At 64.6% G+C, this 16,872-nt stretch carries 14 protein-coding genes; 10 read left to right on the top strand and 4 right to left on the bottom strand.

What is annotated here, in order from left to right; genetic code table 11:
* The first annotated feature begins 208 nt into the window (after positions 1 to 208).
* Complete coding sequence (locus KVY23_RS07520; protein WP_075840648.1) at positions 209 to 661, top strand: universal stress protein; 453 nt, start codon at positions 209 to 211, stop codon at positions 659 to 661.
* Between the two features lie 82 nt (positions 662 to 743).
* Here KVY23_RS07520 and KVY23_RS07515 read toward each other — a convergent pair whose 3' ends face one another.
* The 3 genes from KVY23_RS07515 to KVY23_RS07505 form a co-directional block, all read right to left on the bottom strand.
* A complete protein-coding gene (locus KVY23_RS07515) occupies positions 744 to 3,050 on the bottom strand; it encodes a helicase (RefSeq protein WP_374108696.1) in 2,307 nt (768 codons plus the stop codon).
* A gap of 206 nt (positions 3,051 to 3,256) precedes the next feature.
* A complete protein-coding gene (locus KVY23_RS07510; RefSeq protein ID WP_230555934.1) occupies positions 3,257 to 4,297 on the bottom strand; it encodes a DoxX family membrane protein in 1,041 nt (346 codons plus the stop codon).
* A 144-nt stretch (positions 4,298 to 4,441) separates the two neighbouring features.
* Positions 4,442 to 5,131, bottom strand: coding sequence for an MBL fold metallo-hydrolase (locus KVY23_RS07505; RefSeq protein ID WP_230555933.1), 690 nt, complete (start codon positions 5,129 to 5,131; stop codon positions 4,442 to 4,444).
* Between the two features lie 213 nt (positions 5,132 to 5,344).
* Between KVY23_RS07505 and uvrA the strand changes: the two genes are divergently transcribed.
* Entirely contained in the window at positions 5,345 to 8,272 is a 2,928-nt protein-coding gene (gene uvrA, locus KVY23_RS07500; protein ID WP_230555932.1) for an excinuclease ABC subunit UvrA, read from the top strand.
* 47 nt (positions 8,273 to 8,319) lie between these two features.
* Here uvrA and KVY23_RS07495 read toward each other — a convergent pair whose 3' ends face one another.
* Entirely contained in the window at positions 8,320 to 8,742 is a 423-nt protein-coding gene (locus KVY23_RS07495) for a DUF1844 domain-containing protein (RefSeq protein WP_230555931.1), read from the bottom strand.
* Between the two features lie 379 nt (positions 8,743 to 9,121).
* Here KVY23_RS07495 and infC point away from each other — a divergent pair, with 379 nt between their 5' ends.
* The 8 genes from infC (at position 9,122) to argC (ending at position 16,872) form a co-directional block, all read left to right on the top strand.
* Entirely contained in the window at positions 9,122 to 9,853 is a 732-nt protein-coding gene (gene infC / locus KVY23_RS07490) for a translation initiation factor IF-3 (protein ID WP_230556065.1), read from the top strand.
* 90 nt (positions 9,854 to 9,943) lie between these two features.
* Positions 9,944 to 10,138: a 50S ribosomal protein L35 gene (gene rpmI, locus KVY23_RS07485; protein ID WP_075840652.1), complete on the top strand. Its 195-nt coding sequence runs from the start codon at positions 9,944 to 9,946 to the stop codon at positions 10,136 to 10,138.
* An 87-nt stretch (positions 10,139 to 10,225) separates the two neighbouring features.
* Positions 10,226 to 10,615 carry a 50S ribosomal protein L20 gene (rplT, locus tag KVY23_RS07480; protein WP_072807374.1) on the top strand — a complete coding sequence of 130 codons (390 nt, stop codon included), beginning with the start codon at positions 10,226 to 10,228 and terminating at the stop codon, positions 10,613 to 10,615.
* Between the two features lie 38 nt (positions 10,616 to 10,653).
* Positions 10,654 to 11,505, top strand: coding sequence for an RNA methyltransferase (locus KVY23_RS07475; protein WP_230555930.1), 852 nt, complete (start codon positions 10,654 to 10,656; stop codon positions 11,503 to 11,505).
* A gap of 63 nt (positions 11,506 to 11,568) precedes the next feature.
* Positions 11,569 to 12,639, top strand: a complete 1,071-nt coding sequence (pheS, locus tag KVY23_RS07470; protein ID WP_230555929.1) for a phenylalanine--tRNA ligase subunit alpha — start codon at positions 11,569 to 11,571, stop codon at positions 12,637 to 12,639.
* 51 nt (positions 12,640 to 12,690) lie between these two features.
* Positions 12,691 to 15,177, top strand: a complete 2,487-nt coding sequence (gene pheT / locus KVY23_RS07465) for a phenylalanine--tRNA ligase subunit beta (RefSeq protein WP_230555928.1) — start codon at positions 12,691 to 12,693, stop codon at positions 15,175 to 15,177.
* Between the two features lie 41 nt (positions 15,178 to 15,218).
* A complete protein-coding gene (locus tag KVY23_RS07460; RefSeq protein ID WP_230555927.1) occupies positions 15,219 to 15,773 on the top strand; it encodes a hypothetical protein in 555 nt (184 codons plus the stop codon).
* Between the two features lie 31 nt (positions 15,774 to 15,804).
* The gene (gene argC, locus KVY23_RS07455) at positions 15,805 to 16,872 is read left to right on the top strand and encodes an N-acetyl-gamma-glutamyl-phosphate reductase (RefSeq protein ID WP_230555926.1); all 1,068 of its coding nucleotides are present in this window, start codon (positions 15,805 to 15,807) and stop codon (positions 16,870 to 16,872) included.

Genomic DNA, 16,872 nt, shown 5'->3' with positions numbered 1-16,872 from the left:
CGACGCGGCCGGGGGATGTGCATGTGAACCACAGTATGTGAGACCACGAACTCGTGTTGTCACCGAACTACCCATCGCATCGGGCGGTTACGGATAGGGTCATCGAAATGGTCTCTGGGGACCGCATATCGGGTCTGTGACACACCACAGGTTCGTTGTCGTGGGATCCACTAGAAGTGTGACAGAACACCTACAACTGGAGGAATGAATGAGTGCCTACCGCACTGTCGTCGTCGGAACCGATGGCTCCGAATCGTCTTTGCGGGCTGTGGAGAAGGCCGGTGCACTGGCCGGCGATGCCGACGCCCAGCTCGTGATCGCTTGCGCCTACTACCCGGCCGACCCCAAGGACACCAGCAAAGCTGCTGACGCGCTGCGCGAGGACGCCTACCAGATCACCGGATCTGCGCCGACCCACGAAATCCTCCGCACCGCGCGGGAACACGCGACCAAGGTCGGCGCGAAGAACATCGAAGAGCGAGCGATCGTCGGTGCCCCGGTGGAGTCACTGCTGCAGCTGGTCGACGACGTCAAGGCCGACCTTCTGGTCGTGGGTAACCGCGGACTCAACTCGCTCACGGGCCGTTTGCTCGGTTCGGTTCCGTCGGATGCAGCCCGCAAGTCGACCTGCGACGTATTGATCGTGCACACGGTGCGCTGACGCGCACACCCACACAGGGCAGTGGCCCGGCAGACCCGCAAGGGATTGCCGGGCCACTTCTGTATGTCATGGCACGTGTATTTCAGGGCACGAGTGCGTCGAACGGAGTGAGTGCCGAGAGCACCGAAGGGAGTTCTCCCGCATGCACTACGCCCAGTCTCTGCGTCGCACGGGTGAGTGCCACGTAGAGATCGCCCATCCCGCGGGGGGATTCGTCGACGATGTCGGCAGGCTCGATCAGGAGCACCGAGTCGAACTCGAGCCCTTTGGCGTCCTTCACCGTCGACACCGTCACCACTTCGGACCGCAGGTGGGTAAGTTCGGGAAGTAGCGCCCGTGGGGCCAGCACCGCACTGATGCCGGGTCTCGGGTGTTCCGAGAGGCGTTGCTCCACGGCGGAGACGAGACTGTTCTCGTCGACGCGCTGAGCCCACGGAGAATGCCCGGCGTCTCGGACCGATCGAGGTGTCGACTGAACCGGATCGATTGCCGCGAGAACGTCATGCGCGACAGTCATTATCTCGGACGGTGTCCGATAGTTGACCGTCAATTCGGTTCTCTTCCACCGTTGCGCAACATACGGTTCGAGCACATCGCCCCAGGACGTCGTACCTGCCGGGTCGCCGGTTTGCGCGGTATCGCCGACCAGTGTCATCCATCGGTTCGGAATGCGACGCATCACCATGCGCCATGCCATCTCGGACAACTCCTGGGCCTCGTCGACGATGACGTGGCCGTAGGTCCAGGTGCGGTCACCGGCCGCGCGCTCGGCTGTGGTCAACCTCGCGCCGGAATTCTGTCTGCTTGCAAGCTGATTCGCGTCGATGAGGTCGTAGGCCATGAGAATTTCGGGATCCAGTTCGTCTTCGAGATCCTGTGGCGCCGAACCGGTCAAGATATCGAGAGCGCCCTGCGCATCCGCAATCTGGTTGCGCCACCTGCGATTCTCCTGTTCGCGTTCGGCAGCGTCGTCGATCCCGAGCAGTTCGGCGAGCTCGTCCAGCAGTGGTGCGTCGGCGGAGCTGAAGCCCGCGCCCGTGCGAACCAGGGCCTTGCGCTCGTCTGCCGCTAGATCTGGCGCGGCAGACGCGATTCGCTCGGGGGAGGCAAACAGGTCGCGGAGAACCTGCTGCGGCGTCAGGTCGGGCCACAATTGGTCTATGGCGTGCATCACATCCGCGTCCTGGGTCATCTCCTCGCGCATGTCCGATACGTCTTCTCGGCTGAGCAAGCTCCCCCCGTCGACCAGGTTTTCACCCAGTCTCGACGCGAGCTGCTGGGTGAGTCCGTCGACCACGGCCGCCACGAACAGCGGCCGCGCCAGATTGTGCGGACGTCGTGACGACCGCGCACGGCCGCGAGCTCGCGTGACGATCTTCTTGTCGAGCACGATGTCGTAGGTGTCGAAGCGCAGCCGGGTGGGTTCGGAAGGGACCTGCTGGCGGTCGCGAACCGCTTTCGTCAGCACCTCGACCATCGAGGCCGAACCTTTCACCCGTGTTGCCGCAACAGAGTCCTCGACCGTGGACCGCACGCCGGGGTAGAGATTGCCGATAGTCGAGAGCAGCACACCGGTTTCACCGAGGGACGGAAGAACCTGGCCGATGTAGTCCAGGAACGTCGCGTTCGGTCCGATGATCAAGACGCCGCTCTTCGCGAGTTGCTGACGATAGGTGTACAGCAGGTATGCGGCTCGGTGCAGTGCGACGGCGGTCTTTCCGGTGCCGGGTCCGCCCTGGACGACGAGCACGCTTCGGTGCTCTGAGCGAATGATGGCGTCCTGTTCGCTCTGGATGGTCTCGACGATGTCGTTCATCTGGCCGGTGCGCGCGGCATCGAGAGCCGACAGGAGCGCACTCTCGCCGGCGACGCCGGTTGCGTCCGAGTCGAGTCCGGCTTCGATGGCAGCATCGAGATCGAGGTACTCGTCGGCGAGCGAGGTGACGCGTCGGCTGCGCGTGCGAATATGGCGCCGGCGCAGCACGTTCTCCGGGGCTGCCGGGGTGGCCAAGTAGAACGGCCGGGCCATCGGCGCGCGCCAATCCAGCAGCAACGTCTCGTAGTCGCGTGCCTCGTCGAGGATGCCGACGCGCCCGACGTATCGAATCGGCGCATCATCCTCGGACGAGCTGAGGTCGATGCGGCCGAAGCACAGGCCGTTCTCCGCCGCGTCGTACTTCGCGATGTCGTCGGTGTAGAGGTGTGTGAAGGACTCTCGTTCGCTTCGAGCCTGCGGTGTGCCACCGGTCTCGAGCAGCACGGTGCTCAGTCGCTGTTGCGCGTAACGCCGCAAGGCGTCGAGTTGGTCGTAGAGCATCGTCACGTATGACTGTTCGCGTTCGACATCCGAACGCGCGTCAGTGGCGACAGTGGGGCCGTCGTCCGGCAAAGGTTCTCCTCGGGGAGTTCGGCAGAGAGATTTCGGCGGCATTTCCCTGGGCATCGCTTCCGACGTCCGGGGCCCGGTCTGTGAGGGACCGGAGTGTGAAATGGAGGTCGGTTGGAAAACGCCCGAATAGTCTATGACGAAAACGAACCCCGCCGCAGAACCGCAGTTCAGGGCGGGGCTCGTCGATCAACCCGGGTCGGCAGGTGCTACTTGGAGTACTTCTGCACCCGCTTGTCCAGATCCTTGCGTGCCTTCTCGACCTTCTTCTCGAGCTTCTGTCGGGCCTTCTCGGTCGCCTTGTCGAATTCGCGGCTCTGCTTGTCTGCTTGCGCGAGAGCGCGCTTGCTCAGGCCTTGACCGCGCTCGACCGCCACCTCGGCCAACCGGCTGCCTCGCTGCTGCGCGAGTTCGGCCAGCTCGGCGGTGCGGTCACCGGCCCTGTCGGCGAGGACGGTACTCCGCTTCTGCGCGATGTCGCCCAGTTCGCTGCCGCGGTCGACGGCCTTCTCGGCCCACTTCGAACCGCGCTTCTGTGCGACCTCGGCGAGGTCGGATCCGCGGTCGGCAGCGATGTGCGCCCATCGTGACAACACTGGCTGTGCGACCTCCGCGAATTCCGACGACTTCTCGGTCGCGACATCGGCCCACTTGGACACGACCGGCTGTGCGGCATCGGCAAGATGTGCTCCACGAGAGGCAGCGACCGTCGCAAGTTCCTTCACACGCTCCGATGCCACGCCCACCTGATCGGAGGCATCATGCGATCCGGGCAGTGCGCCCGCGATCGTGCCCTGGGCCTTGCGGGCGGCCCGGCGTCCACGCCACGCCAGCGAGGGCTTGCCCTCTGTGTCGACGGCGGCGATGAGCAGGCCGCCGAGCAGGCTGACGTTCTTCAAGAACTGGATCTTCTGCGCTGCCTTTGCCTCCGGATCTGTCTCGTTCCAGAAAGCGTGCCCGGCGAGAGTCGTGGGGACGAGGCTGCCTGCCAGCGCGATCGAAGCGATGCGCGGAGCCTTGCCCGTTGCAAGCAGGATTCCGCCGCCGACCTGGATCGCGCCGTTGATGCGGACGAGCGTCTCCGGATCCTCCGGAACGCTGGAGGTGACGCTGTTCGGCAGGGTTTCTTTGCCCTGCTCGATCAGAGGTGTCGCTGCCTTGGCGCGGGGTGCGGGGTTGCGGAGCGCGTCGATACCCCCCGCGATGAAGATGGTCGACATCAGCGGACGGGCGATACGGCGGACCAGCATTGACTGCCTCCTGGTGGTTCGTGGATGAACAACTTCGTGGATGAAAAGCGTTGTTCGACGCGAGCCGCCCCGATTCTCGGGCAGCGCGCGCCGGTTCAACCGTAGCCATACCCGGGGGTTCACCGTTTCAAGCGTGCAGGTGTTTCACCAACCCCGTTCCCGCCATTTCGCCAGGTGGGGGCGCTCGTCGCCCAGTGTCGTGTCCTTTCCGTGCCCCGGGTAGACGATTGTCTCGTCGCCGTAGACGTCGAAGATCTTGGCGCTGACATCGTCGAGCAAGCTGGTGAACTCCTCCGGGCTAGAGGTCTTGCCGACACCGCCGGGGAACAGGGAGTCACCGGTGAACAGGTGCGTGATGCCGGACTCGCTGTCGGTGAGCGCGAGTGCGATGGACCCGGGAGTGTGGCCACGGAGGTGGATGACCTTCAGTGTCAGCTCGCCCACATCGACGCTCTCGCCGTCATCGAGCAGTCGGTCAGGGGCGACCGGCAGTGGTTCGGCGTCGAGGCTGTGCGCCGCGGTGGGCGAGGCCGTTCCGCCGACGATGTCCTCGAGGGCTTGCCAGTGATCCGCGTGCTGGTGGGTGGTCACAATAAGAGTCAGAACAGGGGCGTTCTCGTCGATCAGCTGCGACAGGCGTTCTGCCTCGTTCGCCGCGTCGACGAGGAGCGACTGCCCGGTGGTGGAACAAACGACCAGATAAGAGTTGTTGTCCATCGGACCGACCGACATCTTCGTGATGGTTCCGCCGGCGATGGCACGACGCTGCGGCGCCGATCCCTGGGAAACCGATCCGGTGTACTGGTCCTCGATGACCATGAGGTGCTCGTCCATCCCCAGGACGCTACCGTCGGCGGGGGTGAGTTGCGCCGTCGGGGAACGTGTCGGTGGGTCGGCCTAGCATTGCTACTGCGTGAGGTCCTCCCTCGCGTGGGCATCGCCGGAGCCTCGATACGACAGGTTCGATCGCCGGTATGCACTGCTGTGCGCCGGCCCCGCCCTGCTCTATCAACAGCCTGACCTGCTCGATCAATAGAAGGGAACACTGTGGCGGATCGCCTGATCGTGCGAGGTGCTCGTGAGCACAATTTGCGGGGAGTCGACATCGACCTACCTCGCAACAGCCTCGTGGTCTTCACCGGACTGTCGGGCTCGGGTAAGTCGTCGCTCGCGTTCGACACCATCTTCGCCGAGGGTCAGCGCCGCTATGTGGAGTCACTGTCCGCCTACGCGCGCCAGTTCCTCGGGCAGATGGACAAGCCCGATGTCGACTTCATCGAGGGACTCTCGCCTGCGGTGTCGATCGACCAGAAGTCGACCAACCGCAATCCACGGTCGACGGTGGGCACCATCACCGAGGTCTACGACTACCTTCGTTTGCTCTTCGCGCGCGCCGGAACCGCACACTGCCCGGTGTGCGGCGAGAGAATCGCCAGGCAGACTCCGCAGCAGATCGTCGACCAGGTTCTCACGATGGAGGAGGGCACGCGGTTCCAGGTTCTGGCGCCCGTCGTCCGTACTCGAAAGGGCGAGTTCGTCGATCTCTTCGAGTCGCTCAACACACAGGGCTACTCGCGCATTCGCGTCGACGGCGTCGTTCACCAACTGACCGATCCTCCCAAGCTGAAGAAGCAGGAGAAGCACGACATCGAGGTTGTCGTGGACAGGCTCACCGTCAAGGCCAGTTCGAAGCAGCGATTGACGGACTCCGTCGAGACGGCGTTGCGCCTGGCCGACGGAATCGTCGTACTGGACTTCGTGGACCGCGAGGAAGATGCCGCCGACCGTGAGCGCCGGTTCTCCGAGAAATTGGCGTGCCCCAACGCGCACCCGCTCTCGATCGACGATCTCGAACCGCGGTCGTTTTCGTTCAACTCGCCCTACGGTGCGTGCTCGGAGTGCCTCGGCCTCGGAGTCCGCAAGGAGGTCGATCCGGAACTCGTCGTGCCCGACCCCGATCTGTCTCTCGCCGACGGAGCTATTGCGCCATGGTCGATGGGACAGACCTCCGAGTACTTCGGCCGCCTGCTGTCCGGCCTGTCCGACGCCATGGGCTTCGATCTCGACGCGCCATGGAGCAAGCTCCCCGCGAAGGTCAAGCGCGCGGTGCTCGAGGGCAGTGATCACCAAGTGCACGTCCGCTACAAGAACCGCTACGGCCGCACCCGCTCGTACTATGCCGAGTTCGAGGGGGTCATGCCGTTCCTGCACCGCAGGCTCGAGCAGACCGAATCCGAACAGATGAAAGAACGCTACGACGGTTACATGCGGGACGTTCCGTGCCCGGCATGCGGTGGTGATCGCCTGCGGCCCGAGATTCTGTCCGTCACCATCGAGTCCGGCGATTTCGGGGCCAAGTCCATCGCCGACGTGTGTGCACTGTCGATCTCCGAGACTGCGGACTTCTTGAACAGTCTGACGTTGGGTGCCAAAGAGGAGGCAATCGCCGGCCAGGTGCTCCGGGAGGTGCAAGCGCGCCTCGGGTTCCTGCTCGACGTCGGCCTCGAGTACCTGTCCCTCTCACGCGCGGCCGGTTCGTTGTCGGGCGGCGAGGCTCAGCGAATCCGCCTCGCGACTCAGATCGGGTCGGGTCTGGTCGGCGTTCTCTACGTGCTCGACGAGCCGTCCATCGGCCTGCATCAACGGGACAACCGGCGACTCATCGACACGCTCACGCGATTGCGCGATCTGGGTAACACCTTGATCGTCGTCGAGCACGACGAGGACACCATCCGCACCGCGGACTGGGTGGTCGACATCGGGCCGTTGGCAGGTGAGCACGGCGGGCGAGTGGTCCACAGTGGTTCCTACGAGGATCTGCTGAAATCGAAGGAATCCCTCACCGGCGCTTATCTTTCCGGACGCCTGCAAATACCGCTGCCGGACACCAGACGAGTCGTCGACAAGAAGCGGCAGGTCACGGTGGTCGGTGCACGCGAGCACAACCTCCGTAGCATCGACGTCAGCTTCCCACTGGGTGTGCTCACCGCAGTCACGGGTGTATCGGGTTCGGGCAAGTCAACCCTGGTCAACGACATTCTCGCGACGGTCATGGCGAACAAGCTCAACGGTGCACGGCAGGTGCCCGGTCGGCACACGCGCATCAACGGTCTCGATCAGCTGGACAAGCTGGTCCGGGTCGATCAGTCGCCGATCGGTCGGACCCCTCGATCCAATGCGGCCACGTACACGGGCGTGTTCGACAAGATTCGCACCCTGTTCGCCGCGACCACCGAGGCAAAGGTGCGCGGCTATCAGCCGGGTCGATTCTCGTTCAACGTCAAGGGCGGACGCTGCGAGGCATGCTCAGGTGACGGCACGCTGAAGATCGAGATGAACTTTCTGCCCGATGTGTACGTGCCGTGTGAGGTCTGCAACGGCGCGCGGTACAACCGCGAAACTCTCGAGGTGCACTACAAAGGCAAGACTGTTGCAGAGGTGCTAGACATGCCCATCGAGGAGGCGGCAGACTTCTTCGAACCCATCACCTCGATCCATCGCTACCTGAAGACCCTCGTGGAGGTCGGCCTCGGCTATGTTCGGCTCGGGCAGCCGGCGACGACGCTGTCCGGAGGCGAGGCGCAGCGCGTGAAGCTCGCATCCGAGTTGCAGAAGCGCTCCACCGGTCGCACCGTCTATATCCTCGACGAACCGACCACCGGTCTGCACTTCGAGGACATCCGCAAATTGCTCGGTGTCGTCAACGGACTCGTGGACAAGGGCAACACCGTCATCGTCATCGAGCACAATCTCGATGTGATCAAGGTGTCGGATTGGGTCATCGACATGGGGCCGGAGGGCGGATCGGGCGGCGGAATGGTCGTGGCACAGGGAGATCCCGAGGACGTTGCAGCGGTGGCGGAAAGCTACACGGGCAAGTTCCTGCAGGAGGCGCTCACGCGTAAGCCTGCTCCCGAAGCGAAGACGGCGCCGGTGAAGAAGCGTCGTCCACGCAAGGCTGCGACCAAGGTCTGATCCCCGGGCCCGGTGGCCCGGTGGCCCGGGGTGAACGGCAGATCGGGTCAGTAGACGGGGCCGGTGTACTTTTCGCCTGGGCCTGCGCCCGGCTCGTCCGGGTGGGCGGAGGCTTCGCGGAACGCCTTCTGCAGTGCCTGGAGTCCATCGCGGATGGGACCGGCGTGCGGCCCGAGGTACTCGACCGAGGCTGTGACGAGACCAGCGAGAGCGGTGATCACTCGTCGCGCTTCGTCGAGATCGAGGTGCGGACTTTCCGCTGGGTCCGCCTCGGACAGGCCGAGTTTCTCCGCCGCCGAGCTCATCAGCATCACCGCGGCGCGACTGATGACCTCGACTGCCGGCACCTCGGCCAGCTCGCGTACGTCGCCCTCGGCACCTGAGTCTGCTGCGTCCGAACGGTCTGCAGTCGTACTGTGGACAGGGATTTCACCGGGTATTTCGCTACCTGACTCGGGAGTGCTCGTCATGACGTCGAGGATGTCATGTGGGCTCTGCTCGTTGTGCAGTGCGGCACCGATTCGCTGTGAGGCTGACCCGGTGGTAGTCTTCTCCCGCGACCGTCTTCGGCGCGCTCTTTCTCGATCTCGAGCGTGTGCGGAGGCAGCAAGTGGAGCCCGACTCCCACCGGACACAGTTTTCGACTGGTTCCGGTCCGGTCGCACACGGGTCAGGTGTAGATGCCTGTATGTGTCCCGTGTGCTTCCTCGTACGAGGAGATTGCGCAGTCAGAACGCTGCGAATCGATCGGTCGGCATCGGGCCCTGCACCAGCGGAATGCTGGAGCAGGGTTTTTTCGTTGTAGGGAGTGTCCCGGCAGCGAATGTGCCGAAGGACCGGGCGGGCGGGCTGTGCCACCAGGCAGGCGGTCGGCTCGACCCCACACCGCACTACCTAGGAGGCCCCATCAGCACTGAGACTCGCATCAACGATCGCATCCGTGTTCCCGAGGTTCGTTTAGTTGGACCGGGCGGTGAACAGGTGGGCATCGTGCGTGTTGAAGATGCACTCCGTCTGGCTCTCGAAGCCGATCTCGATCTCGTGGAAGTAGCTCCCGACGCTCGTCCACCGGTCTGCAAGATCATGGACTACGGGAAGTTCAAGTACGAGGCAGCGCAGAAGGCGCGCGAGTCGCGTAAGAACCAGACACTCACTGTGATCAAGGAGCAGAAGCTCCGGCCGAAGATCGACGCCCACGACTACGAAACGAAGAAGCGGAACGTCATTCGCTTCCTCGAAGCAGGGTCCAAGGTGAAGGTCACCATCATGTTCCGTGGTCGCGAGCAGTCGCGTCCCGAACTCGGTTTTCGTCTGCTCCAGCGTTTGGGCGCGGACGTTGCGGACCTCGGCTTTGTGGAGACATCCGCGAAACAGGACGGCCGCAATATGACCATGGTGTTGGCTCCGCACAAGGGTGCCAAGACACGCGTCAAGGCCCAGGAAAGCGCTGCAGCTCCGCCTGCTCAGCGTGCTGTGGCTCCGACCGCGCAGCCCAACCCGGCACCCGCAGCGCCTGCAGCACCCACAGCTCAGCCTGCTGCCGAGGGCAAGCCGGCAGCGGCAACGCCCCCGAGCAACTGACTCGCATCAGGCCCGAAAGACGATCCTGCCGATCAGCGTCGGCGGGATCGTGCCGTGTACGACTAGAAGCAATACAGAACTGAGGACTCCATGCCCAAGCAGAAGACCCACAGCGGCGCCAAGAAGCGATTCAAGGTGTCCGGCACCGGCAAGATCATGCGCCAGAAGGCCGGCCGTCGCCACCTGCTGGAGCACAAGGCCAGCAAGGTGACCCGTCGTCTCGACGGTGTCGCAGTTGTCGCGAAGGCCGACACGCCGCGGATCAAGCGCCTGCTGGGCATCTGATCTCGGCTTCGTAGTCGGCCGAGAAGGTCGGCACCACCCCATGACCAACCGGGGCTCTTCGAGCCCCCAGATCGACAGGATTCACCAGTGGCACGCGTAAAAAGGGCGGTCAACGCCCAAAAGAAGCGCCGTTCGATTCTCGAAGCGTCCAAGGGCTACCGCGGACAGCGCTCACGTCTGTACACCAAGGCCAAGGAGCAGCAGCTCCACTCGCTCACGTACGCGTACCGCGACCGCAAGGCTCGCAAGGGTGATTTCCGCAAGCTGTGGATCACGCGCATCAACGCTGCAGCGCGGGCCAACGACATCACCTACAACCGCTTCGTCCAGGGCCTCAAGGCCGCAGGCGTCGAGGTGGACCGCAAGATCCTCGCGGAGCTCGCTGTGTCCGATGCCGCGGCATTCACCGGTCTGGTTGCCATCGCAAAGGCTGCACTGCCTGCCGATGTCAACGCTCCCGCCGGAGAAGCAGCCTGAGCAAGCTCACGCACGACAGTGAACTTCCGGAACGACCCGTGGACACGCTCACCGAGCGCACGCCGCGGGTCGTTTCGGCTGTCAAGCTCCTGCGTACGGCCGAGCGAAGAAAAACTGGACGCTTTCTGGCCGAGGGAACCAATTCGGTCGCCGAGGCGCTTGCGGCCGGTGCCGTGGAGGAGATGTTCTTTCGTGAGGACTCCGCGGAGCGCAACCGCGGCGTCATCGACTCGGCTCGCACGCACGGTGTTCGCGTGTCCGCCATCACTGAACGAGCGGCGAAAGGCTTGTCGGACACCGTGACGCCTCCGGGAGTCGTTGCTGTCTGCCGAACCATCGATGTATCGCTCGCCGAAGCACTGTCCGGCAAGGTGGCGCCGGGCGGATCGGGATCAGGTCCGCAGCTGGTGTCGGTACCCGTAGAGGTGTCGGAACCAGGCAATGCCGGCACCGTCATCCGGGTTTCGGATGCAGTCGGCGCCGACTCGGTGATTCTGCTCGGCGACAGCGTCGACCCGCACAACGGCAAATGTGTCCGCGCGACGGCCGGGAGCCTGTTCCACCTACCGATCGCACGTGAGCGCTCGATCGAGGCCGGTATCGAGGCGCTCCGAGGTGCAGGGTTGACGATCCTCGCGACCGCGGCCGATGGCGAGGTCGATCTCGACGATGCCGATGAACTCCTCAGCGGACCGACGGCCTGGTTGTTCGGAAACGAAGCGCACGGCCTCGCGCCCTCGGCCGCCGCAGCTGCCGACCACCGGGTGGCCATTCCCATCCACGGCCGCGCAGAGAGCCTCAACCTGGCCACCGCCGCGGCCATCTGCCTGTACGCGAGCGCGCGAGCGCAGCGCAGGTCCCGTCGAGGAGGACCCGGCGTGCTCGCCTAGGATTGCCGTGGTTCATCCCCGCATCATCACCAATACCAACCGAGTCGAGGAGTTGCACCTCTCGTGGCCAAGAAAGACGGCGACAACGCCCAGCCGGTCGATCCGAGTGTGCTCGAGCCGGCCGCGCTCGACGCTGCCGTCGATCATGCCGAGAAGGCCTTTCTCGCTGCCGGCGATCTGGACGAGCTGACGAGAGTCAAGATCGAGCACATCGGAAACCGTGCCCCCCTCGCGCTCGCGCAGCGCGCCCTCGGTTCGATTCCCGGTGACCAGAAAGCCGATGCAGGAAAACGCGTGAAGTCGGCCCGCGATCGCGTACAGCAGGCTTTCGATGCTCGACGCGAATTACTCCTCGCGGAGCGCGACGCTGCCATTCTGGTCGCCGAGACCATCGACGTCACGCTGCCGTCCACGCGGCGACCGATCGGTGCCCGGCACCCCATCACGATCATCGCCGACCAGGTCGCCGACGTGTTCGTCGCTATGGGGTGGGAGGTCGAGGAAGGTCCCGAGGTCGAGACCGAGCATTTCAACTTCGACGCGCTGAACTTCCTGCCGGACCATCCGGCCCGCACCATGCAGGACACGTTCCACATCGCGCCCGAGGGCTCCCGCCAGGTTCTGCGGACGCACACCTCGCCGGTGCAGGTTCGGTCGATGCTCTCGCGAGATGTACCCATCTATATCGTTTGTCCCGGTCGCACGTTCCGTACCGACGAGCTCGACGCGACCCACACCCCGGTGTTCCACCAGGTAGAGGGACTCGCCGTCGACAAGGGCCTCACCATGGCGAACCTGCGGGGAACCTTGGATGCGTTCGCCCGTGCGCTGTTCGGCGAGGAGACGCGCACGCGTATGCGTCCCAACTATTTCCCGTTCACCGAACCGTCCGCGGAAGTCGATGTGTGGTTCCCCAAGAAAAAGGGCGGCGCAGGCTGGGTCGAATGGGGTGGCTGCGGCATGGTGAACCCGAAAGTGTTGCGGGCCAGCGGTATCGACCCGGACGTCTACTCCGGTTTCGCTTTCGGAATGGGGCTCGAGCGAACCTTGCAGTTCCGCAACGACATTCCTGACATGCGGGACATCGTCGAGGGTGACATTCGCTTCAGTTTGCCATTCGGCGTAGGCGCCTGACGTCTTTTCGTCCCTCAATCACGTTCGACACCCAGAAAGAGCTGAGCAGACGTGCGCGTTCCACAATCCTGGCTGACCGAGGTTCTGCAGCGCACGGCGCCGCAGTGGAAGGTGACCCCCGAGGAGCTCGACGAGGGTTTCGTGCGGGTGGGTTTCGAAGTCGAGGAACTCGATTCGCTCGACCAGGTGACCGGTCCCCTCGTCGTCGGCCGTGTCGCGAGCATCACCGAACTCACCGAGTTCAAGAAGCCCATCAGGTTCTGCCTCGTGGATGTCGGCAACGAGGAAGCCCAGGAAATCGTCTGCGGTGCAACGAATTTTGCAGAGGGCGACCTGATCGTGGCGGCCCTGCCGGGCAGTGTGCTGCCTGGCGGATTCGCGATCGCCGAGCGCAAGACATACGGCAAGAACAGCAACGGCATGATCTGTTCGACGCTCGAACTGGGGCTCGGTAGAGATCAATCCGGAATTCTCGTGCTGCCGAAGGGGACAGCAGCACCCGGGGATGATGCCAAAGTGGTTCTAGGGCTCGATGATTCCGTCATCGAGCTGAACGTCACCCCGGACCGAGGTTATGCATTCTCCGTTCGTGGTTTGGCGCGTGAACTTGCGAGCAGCTTCGACCTCGAATACGCGGACCCGGCGCTCGGCCCGGCCTCGCACTCCGAGGGGCAGGCGTGGCCGGCAACGGTCGAGCCGGATGCGGGTGTCGGCAGATTCGCGCTGCGCAAGGTCAGCGGCATCGATCCAGCAGCCGTGACGCCGTGGTGGATGCAACGCCGACTGCTTCTCGCCGGCATCCGGCCGATCTCCGCCGCTGTCGACGTCACCAACTACGTGCTGCACGAACTGGGGCAGCCCTTGCATGCGTTCGACGCGAACGCTCTCACCGGCGCCATTGTCGTGCGCCGTGCGAAGGCGGGGGAGCAGCTCGAAACTCTCGACGGCGTGGAGCGCACCCTCGACGCCGAGGACGTCGTCATCGCCGATGATTCGGGTGCCATCTCGCTCGCCGGCGTCATGGGCGGTGCATCGACCGAGGTCGGACCCGGCACTGTCGATGTGATCCTCGAAGCGGCGAACTTCGATCCGCTGGCGGTCTTCCGGACAGGACGCCGTCACAAGCTCAGCAGCGAAGCCAGCAAACGCTTCGAACGAACAGTCGATTCTGCCTTGCCTGTCGCAGCACTGGATCGAGCTGCGCAGCTCCTCGTGGACATCGCCGGCGGACGCATCGAGCCCATCCTGACCGATATCGGCGAAGTTCGGGCGTTCCCGTCGGTGCGGATGGATCTGGATCTGCCGGATCGAGTAGCCGGAGTCGAATACCCCAATGGAGTGGCGGCGCACAGGCTGACGCAGATCGGTTGCGAGGTCGAGGTCGGCGTCAACTCGGCCGGCCACGGCGAGCTGGTCGTGTCGCCGCCGACCTGGCGTCCTGATCTGCAGCAACCCGCGGACCTCGTGGAGGAGGTGCTGCGGCTCGAAGGACTCGAGCAGATTCCGTCCGTACTCCCTGCCGCCCCTGCCGGGCGGGGGCTGACTGCCCCCCAGAAGCGCAAGCGTGCCGTCGGGAAGTCGTTGGCCTTCGCTGGATACGTCGAGGTGCTCCCCACTGTTTTCCTGCCTGCCGGGGTGTTCGACACATGGGGACTCCCGGCCGAGGACGACAGGCGACGCACCACCTCCGTGCTCAATCCGCTGGAAGCGGACCGGCCCGAGTTGGCGACGACGATCCTGCCGGGTCTGTTCGAGATTCTTGCCCGCAACGTTGCACGAGGGCAGCGCGATGCGTCGCTGTTTGCAATCGCTCAGGTGGTTCGGCCCGGCGATCACACGGTTTCGGTCGACGCGATCGCCGTGCACGAGCGGCCCACCGAGGAGGAGATCGCTAGCCTGCGCGGTTCGTTGCCGGACCAGCCCGTGTACGTGGGTGTCGTTACGAGCGGCAAGCGTGAGCCCTCCGGGCCGTGGGGTCAGGGCCGCAGCGCGGACGCATCCGATGCGTTCGATGCGGCACGGACAATTGCCGCGGCCGCCGGTGTGGAGATCGAATTTCGCGCCGCGCAGTATCTGCCGTGGCATCCAGGTCGATGCGCCGAACTGGTCGTGGACGGCGCTGTCGTCGGCCATGCGGGGGAGTTGCATCCGGCGGTGCTCGAGCGGGCAGGGCTGCCCCCGCGCACCTGCGCGATGGAATTGAACCTCGACGCCCTTCCTGTGGTGGAGTCACTGCCCGCGCCTGTTGTATCTCCTTTCCCGGCCGTATTGCAGGACGTCGCCGTCGTGGTCGCGAGCTCGGTCCCCGCGGGCGAGGTTCAACGCGCGTTGAAGGCCGGCGCAGGCGAACTGCTGGAGAGCATCCGGTTGTTCGACGTGTTCGAGGGTGAGCAGGTCGGTGCGAACCGGAAGTCGCTGGCATTCGCTCTCGTCTTCCGAAGCTCCGACGGCACCTTGACCGAAGCGCAGGCAACCGAGGCACGTGATGCGGCGGTGGCCGCCGCCACCGCCGCGGTGGGTGCGGAACTTCGCGGTTAGCGCCCCTGAAGCCCGGGCGAGAATTGCGTAGCGTGGAGAGTATGAGTACACACAGCGCAGGAGATCGCACGGATGCCGCCGTCTTGCGCGAGGTGCTCGCTGCCGTCGCAGGGCGGCCGGCTCTTGCGCCCGTGCACGCGGCTGCTGCGGCGTTGCTCGCCGAGATCGATACCTCGGGTGGCGATGGCGGCACTACCCCTTCCGTCGCGCCCCCGGGCGAGGTGCCGGATGTCGATGTTCCCCACACGACGCGTCCCCGCATCGATCAACCGCTCGGGGACCCGCCTCCGGGAATGCTGGCCCAGGACCCGTCGTTGGGGATTCTCGATGCCGAGCTGGTGGACGACAGTGGGCTCGACCGATCCATCGGTGGCGGAGTCGGCGCCGGGTTCACCGAGAAGGGTGTGCCGACCTGGGACGCGGTCCGCGACAAGGTCGACAATCGGACGACCACCGCGTTGGGGCGTGAAGAGCTCGATCACAGCACTGCGGCCGGTCGCACGTTGGACGAACAGTGGAACGAGCGCGAGGCCGCAGGGAAGAGCAAACTCGATGAGATCAGGCGTTCGATGAAGGAGAACAACCCCGGTTCATGAATGAGCTTGCATGGTGATGCATAATCAATCCATGAACGCTGTGAATGATGACGTGCACTCGGCACCGGTGCGAATAGCAGTCGCAGGAGCGAGTGGGTACGCCGGTGGCGAAATCCTCCGTCTGCTGCTCGGTCACCCAGGTGTCAGCTCGGGCCGCATCGTCATCGGCTCACTCACTGCCGGCGGCAACGCGGGCGCGACATTGGGCGAGTTCCACCCGCACCTGCTGCCTCTCGCCGACCGTGTCCTCGCCGAGACCACTCTCGACGAACTCGCCGGTCACGACGTCGTCTTTCTCGGACTGCCGCATGGAAAGTCCGCTGAGATCGCGCAACAACTGCCCGAGTCCGTCGTCATCATCGATTGCGGCGCCGATTTCCGGTTGTCCGACGGCTCCGCCTGGGAAAAGTACTACGGTTCGCCACACGCGGGCACCTGGCCGTACGGCCTACCCGAGCTGCCTGGCCTGCGGGAGAAGCTGGTGGGCGCCACGCGGATCGCGGTGCCCGGGTGCTATCCCACGGTGTCGTCTCTGGCTCTCGCGCCCGCAGTGGCAGCAGGGATCATCGAGCCCCGGGTGAGTGTGGTGGCGGTCAGCGGCGCCTCCGGAGCGGGGCGTTCGCCGCGCGCCGACCTGCTCGGCTCGGAGGTGATGGGCTCGGTGCGGGCGTACAGCGTTGCTGGCGCCCATCGGCACACCCCGGAGATCATTCAGAATCTGTCGGCGCTCTCACCGGTCCCGATCACGGTTTCCTTCACGCCAGTTTTGGCGCCGATGCCACGTGGAATTCTCGCCACCTGCACCGCCCTCACGACGGCGACGCAGGAGCAGGCGATCGAGGTGTACGAGAAAGCCTATGCGTCTGAACCTTTTGTGCACGTCCTCGGCGTGGGCCGACTGCCGCAGACGGGTGCCGTGATCGGATCCAATGCAGTGCAGATCAGCGTCTCCGTCGACGCCGACGCCGGGCAGCTCGTGGTGATCGCCGCGATGGACAACCTCACCAAAGGCACCGCAGGTGGTGCTGTGCAGTCGATGAACATTGCACTCGGCATCCCCGAGACCGATGGTCTCACTACAGTAGGAGTCGCACCGTGA

The organism is Rhodococcus sp. I2R, assembly GCF_020889545.1.
Classification (GTDB): Bacteria; Actinomycetota; Actinomycetes; order Mycobacteriales; family Mycobacteriaceae; genus Rhodococcoides.
The sequence above is the reverse complement of the archived record's forward strand: the minus strand, read 5'-3'. Positions and strand labels throughout refer to the sequence as shown.

Excerpts from the sequence above, each read along its gene's own strand:
- KVY23_RS07520 (WP_075840648.1), top strand. The coding sequence starts at position 209 with ATGAGTGCCTACCGCACTGTCGTCGTCGGAACCGATGGCTCCGAATCG.
- KVY23_RS07510 (WP_230555934.1), bottom strand. The coding sequence starts at position 4,297 with ATGCTGGTCCGCCGTATCGCCCGTCCGCTGATGTCGACCATCTTCATC.
- KVY23_RS07505 (WP_230555933.1), bottom strand. The coding sequence starts at position 5,131 with ATGGACGAGCACCTCATGGTCATCGAGGACCAGTACACCGGATCGGTT.
- KVY23_RS07495 (WP_230555931.1), bottom strand. The coding sequence starts at position 8,742 with ATGACGAGCACTCCCGAGTCAGGTAGCGAAATACCCGGTGAAATCCCT.
- rpmI (WP_075840652.1), top strand. The coding sequence starts at position 9,944 with ATGCCCAAGCAGAAGACCCACAGCGGCGCCAAGAAGCGATTCAAGGTG.
- KVY23_RS07460 (WP_230555927.1), top strand. The coding sequence starts at position 15,219 with ATGAGTACACACAGCGCAGGAGATCGCACGGATGCCGCCGTCTTGCGC.
- argC (WP_230555926.1), top strand. The coding sequence starts at position 15,805 with ATGAACGCTGTGAATGATGACGTGCACTCGGCACCGGTGCGAATAGCA.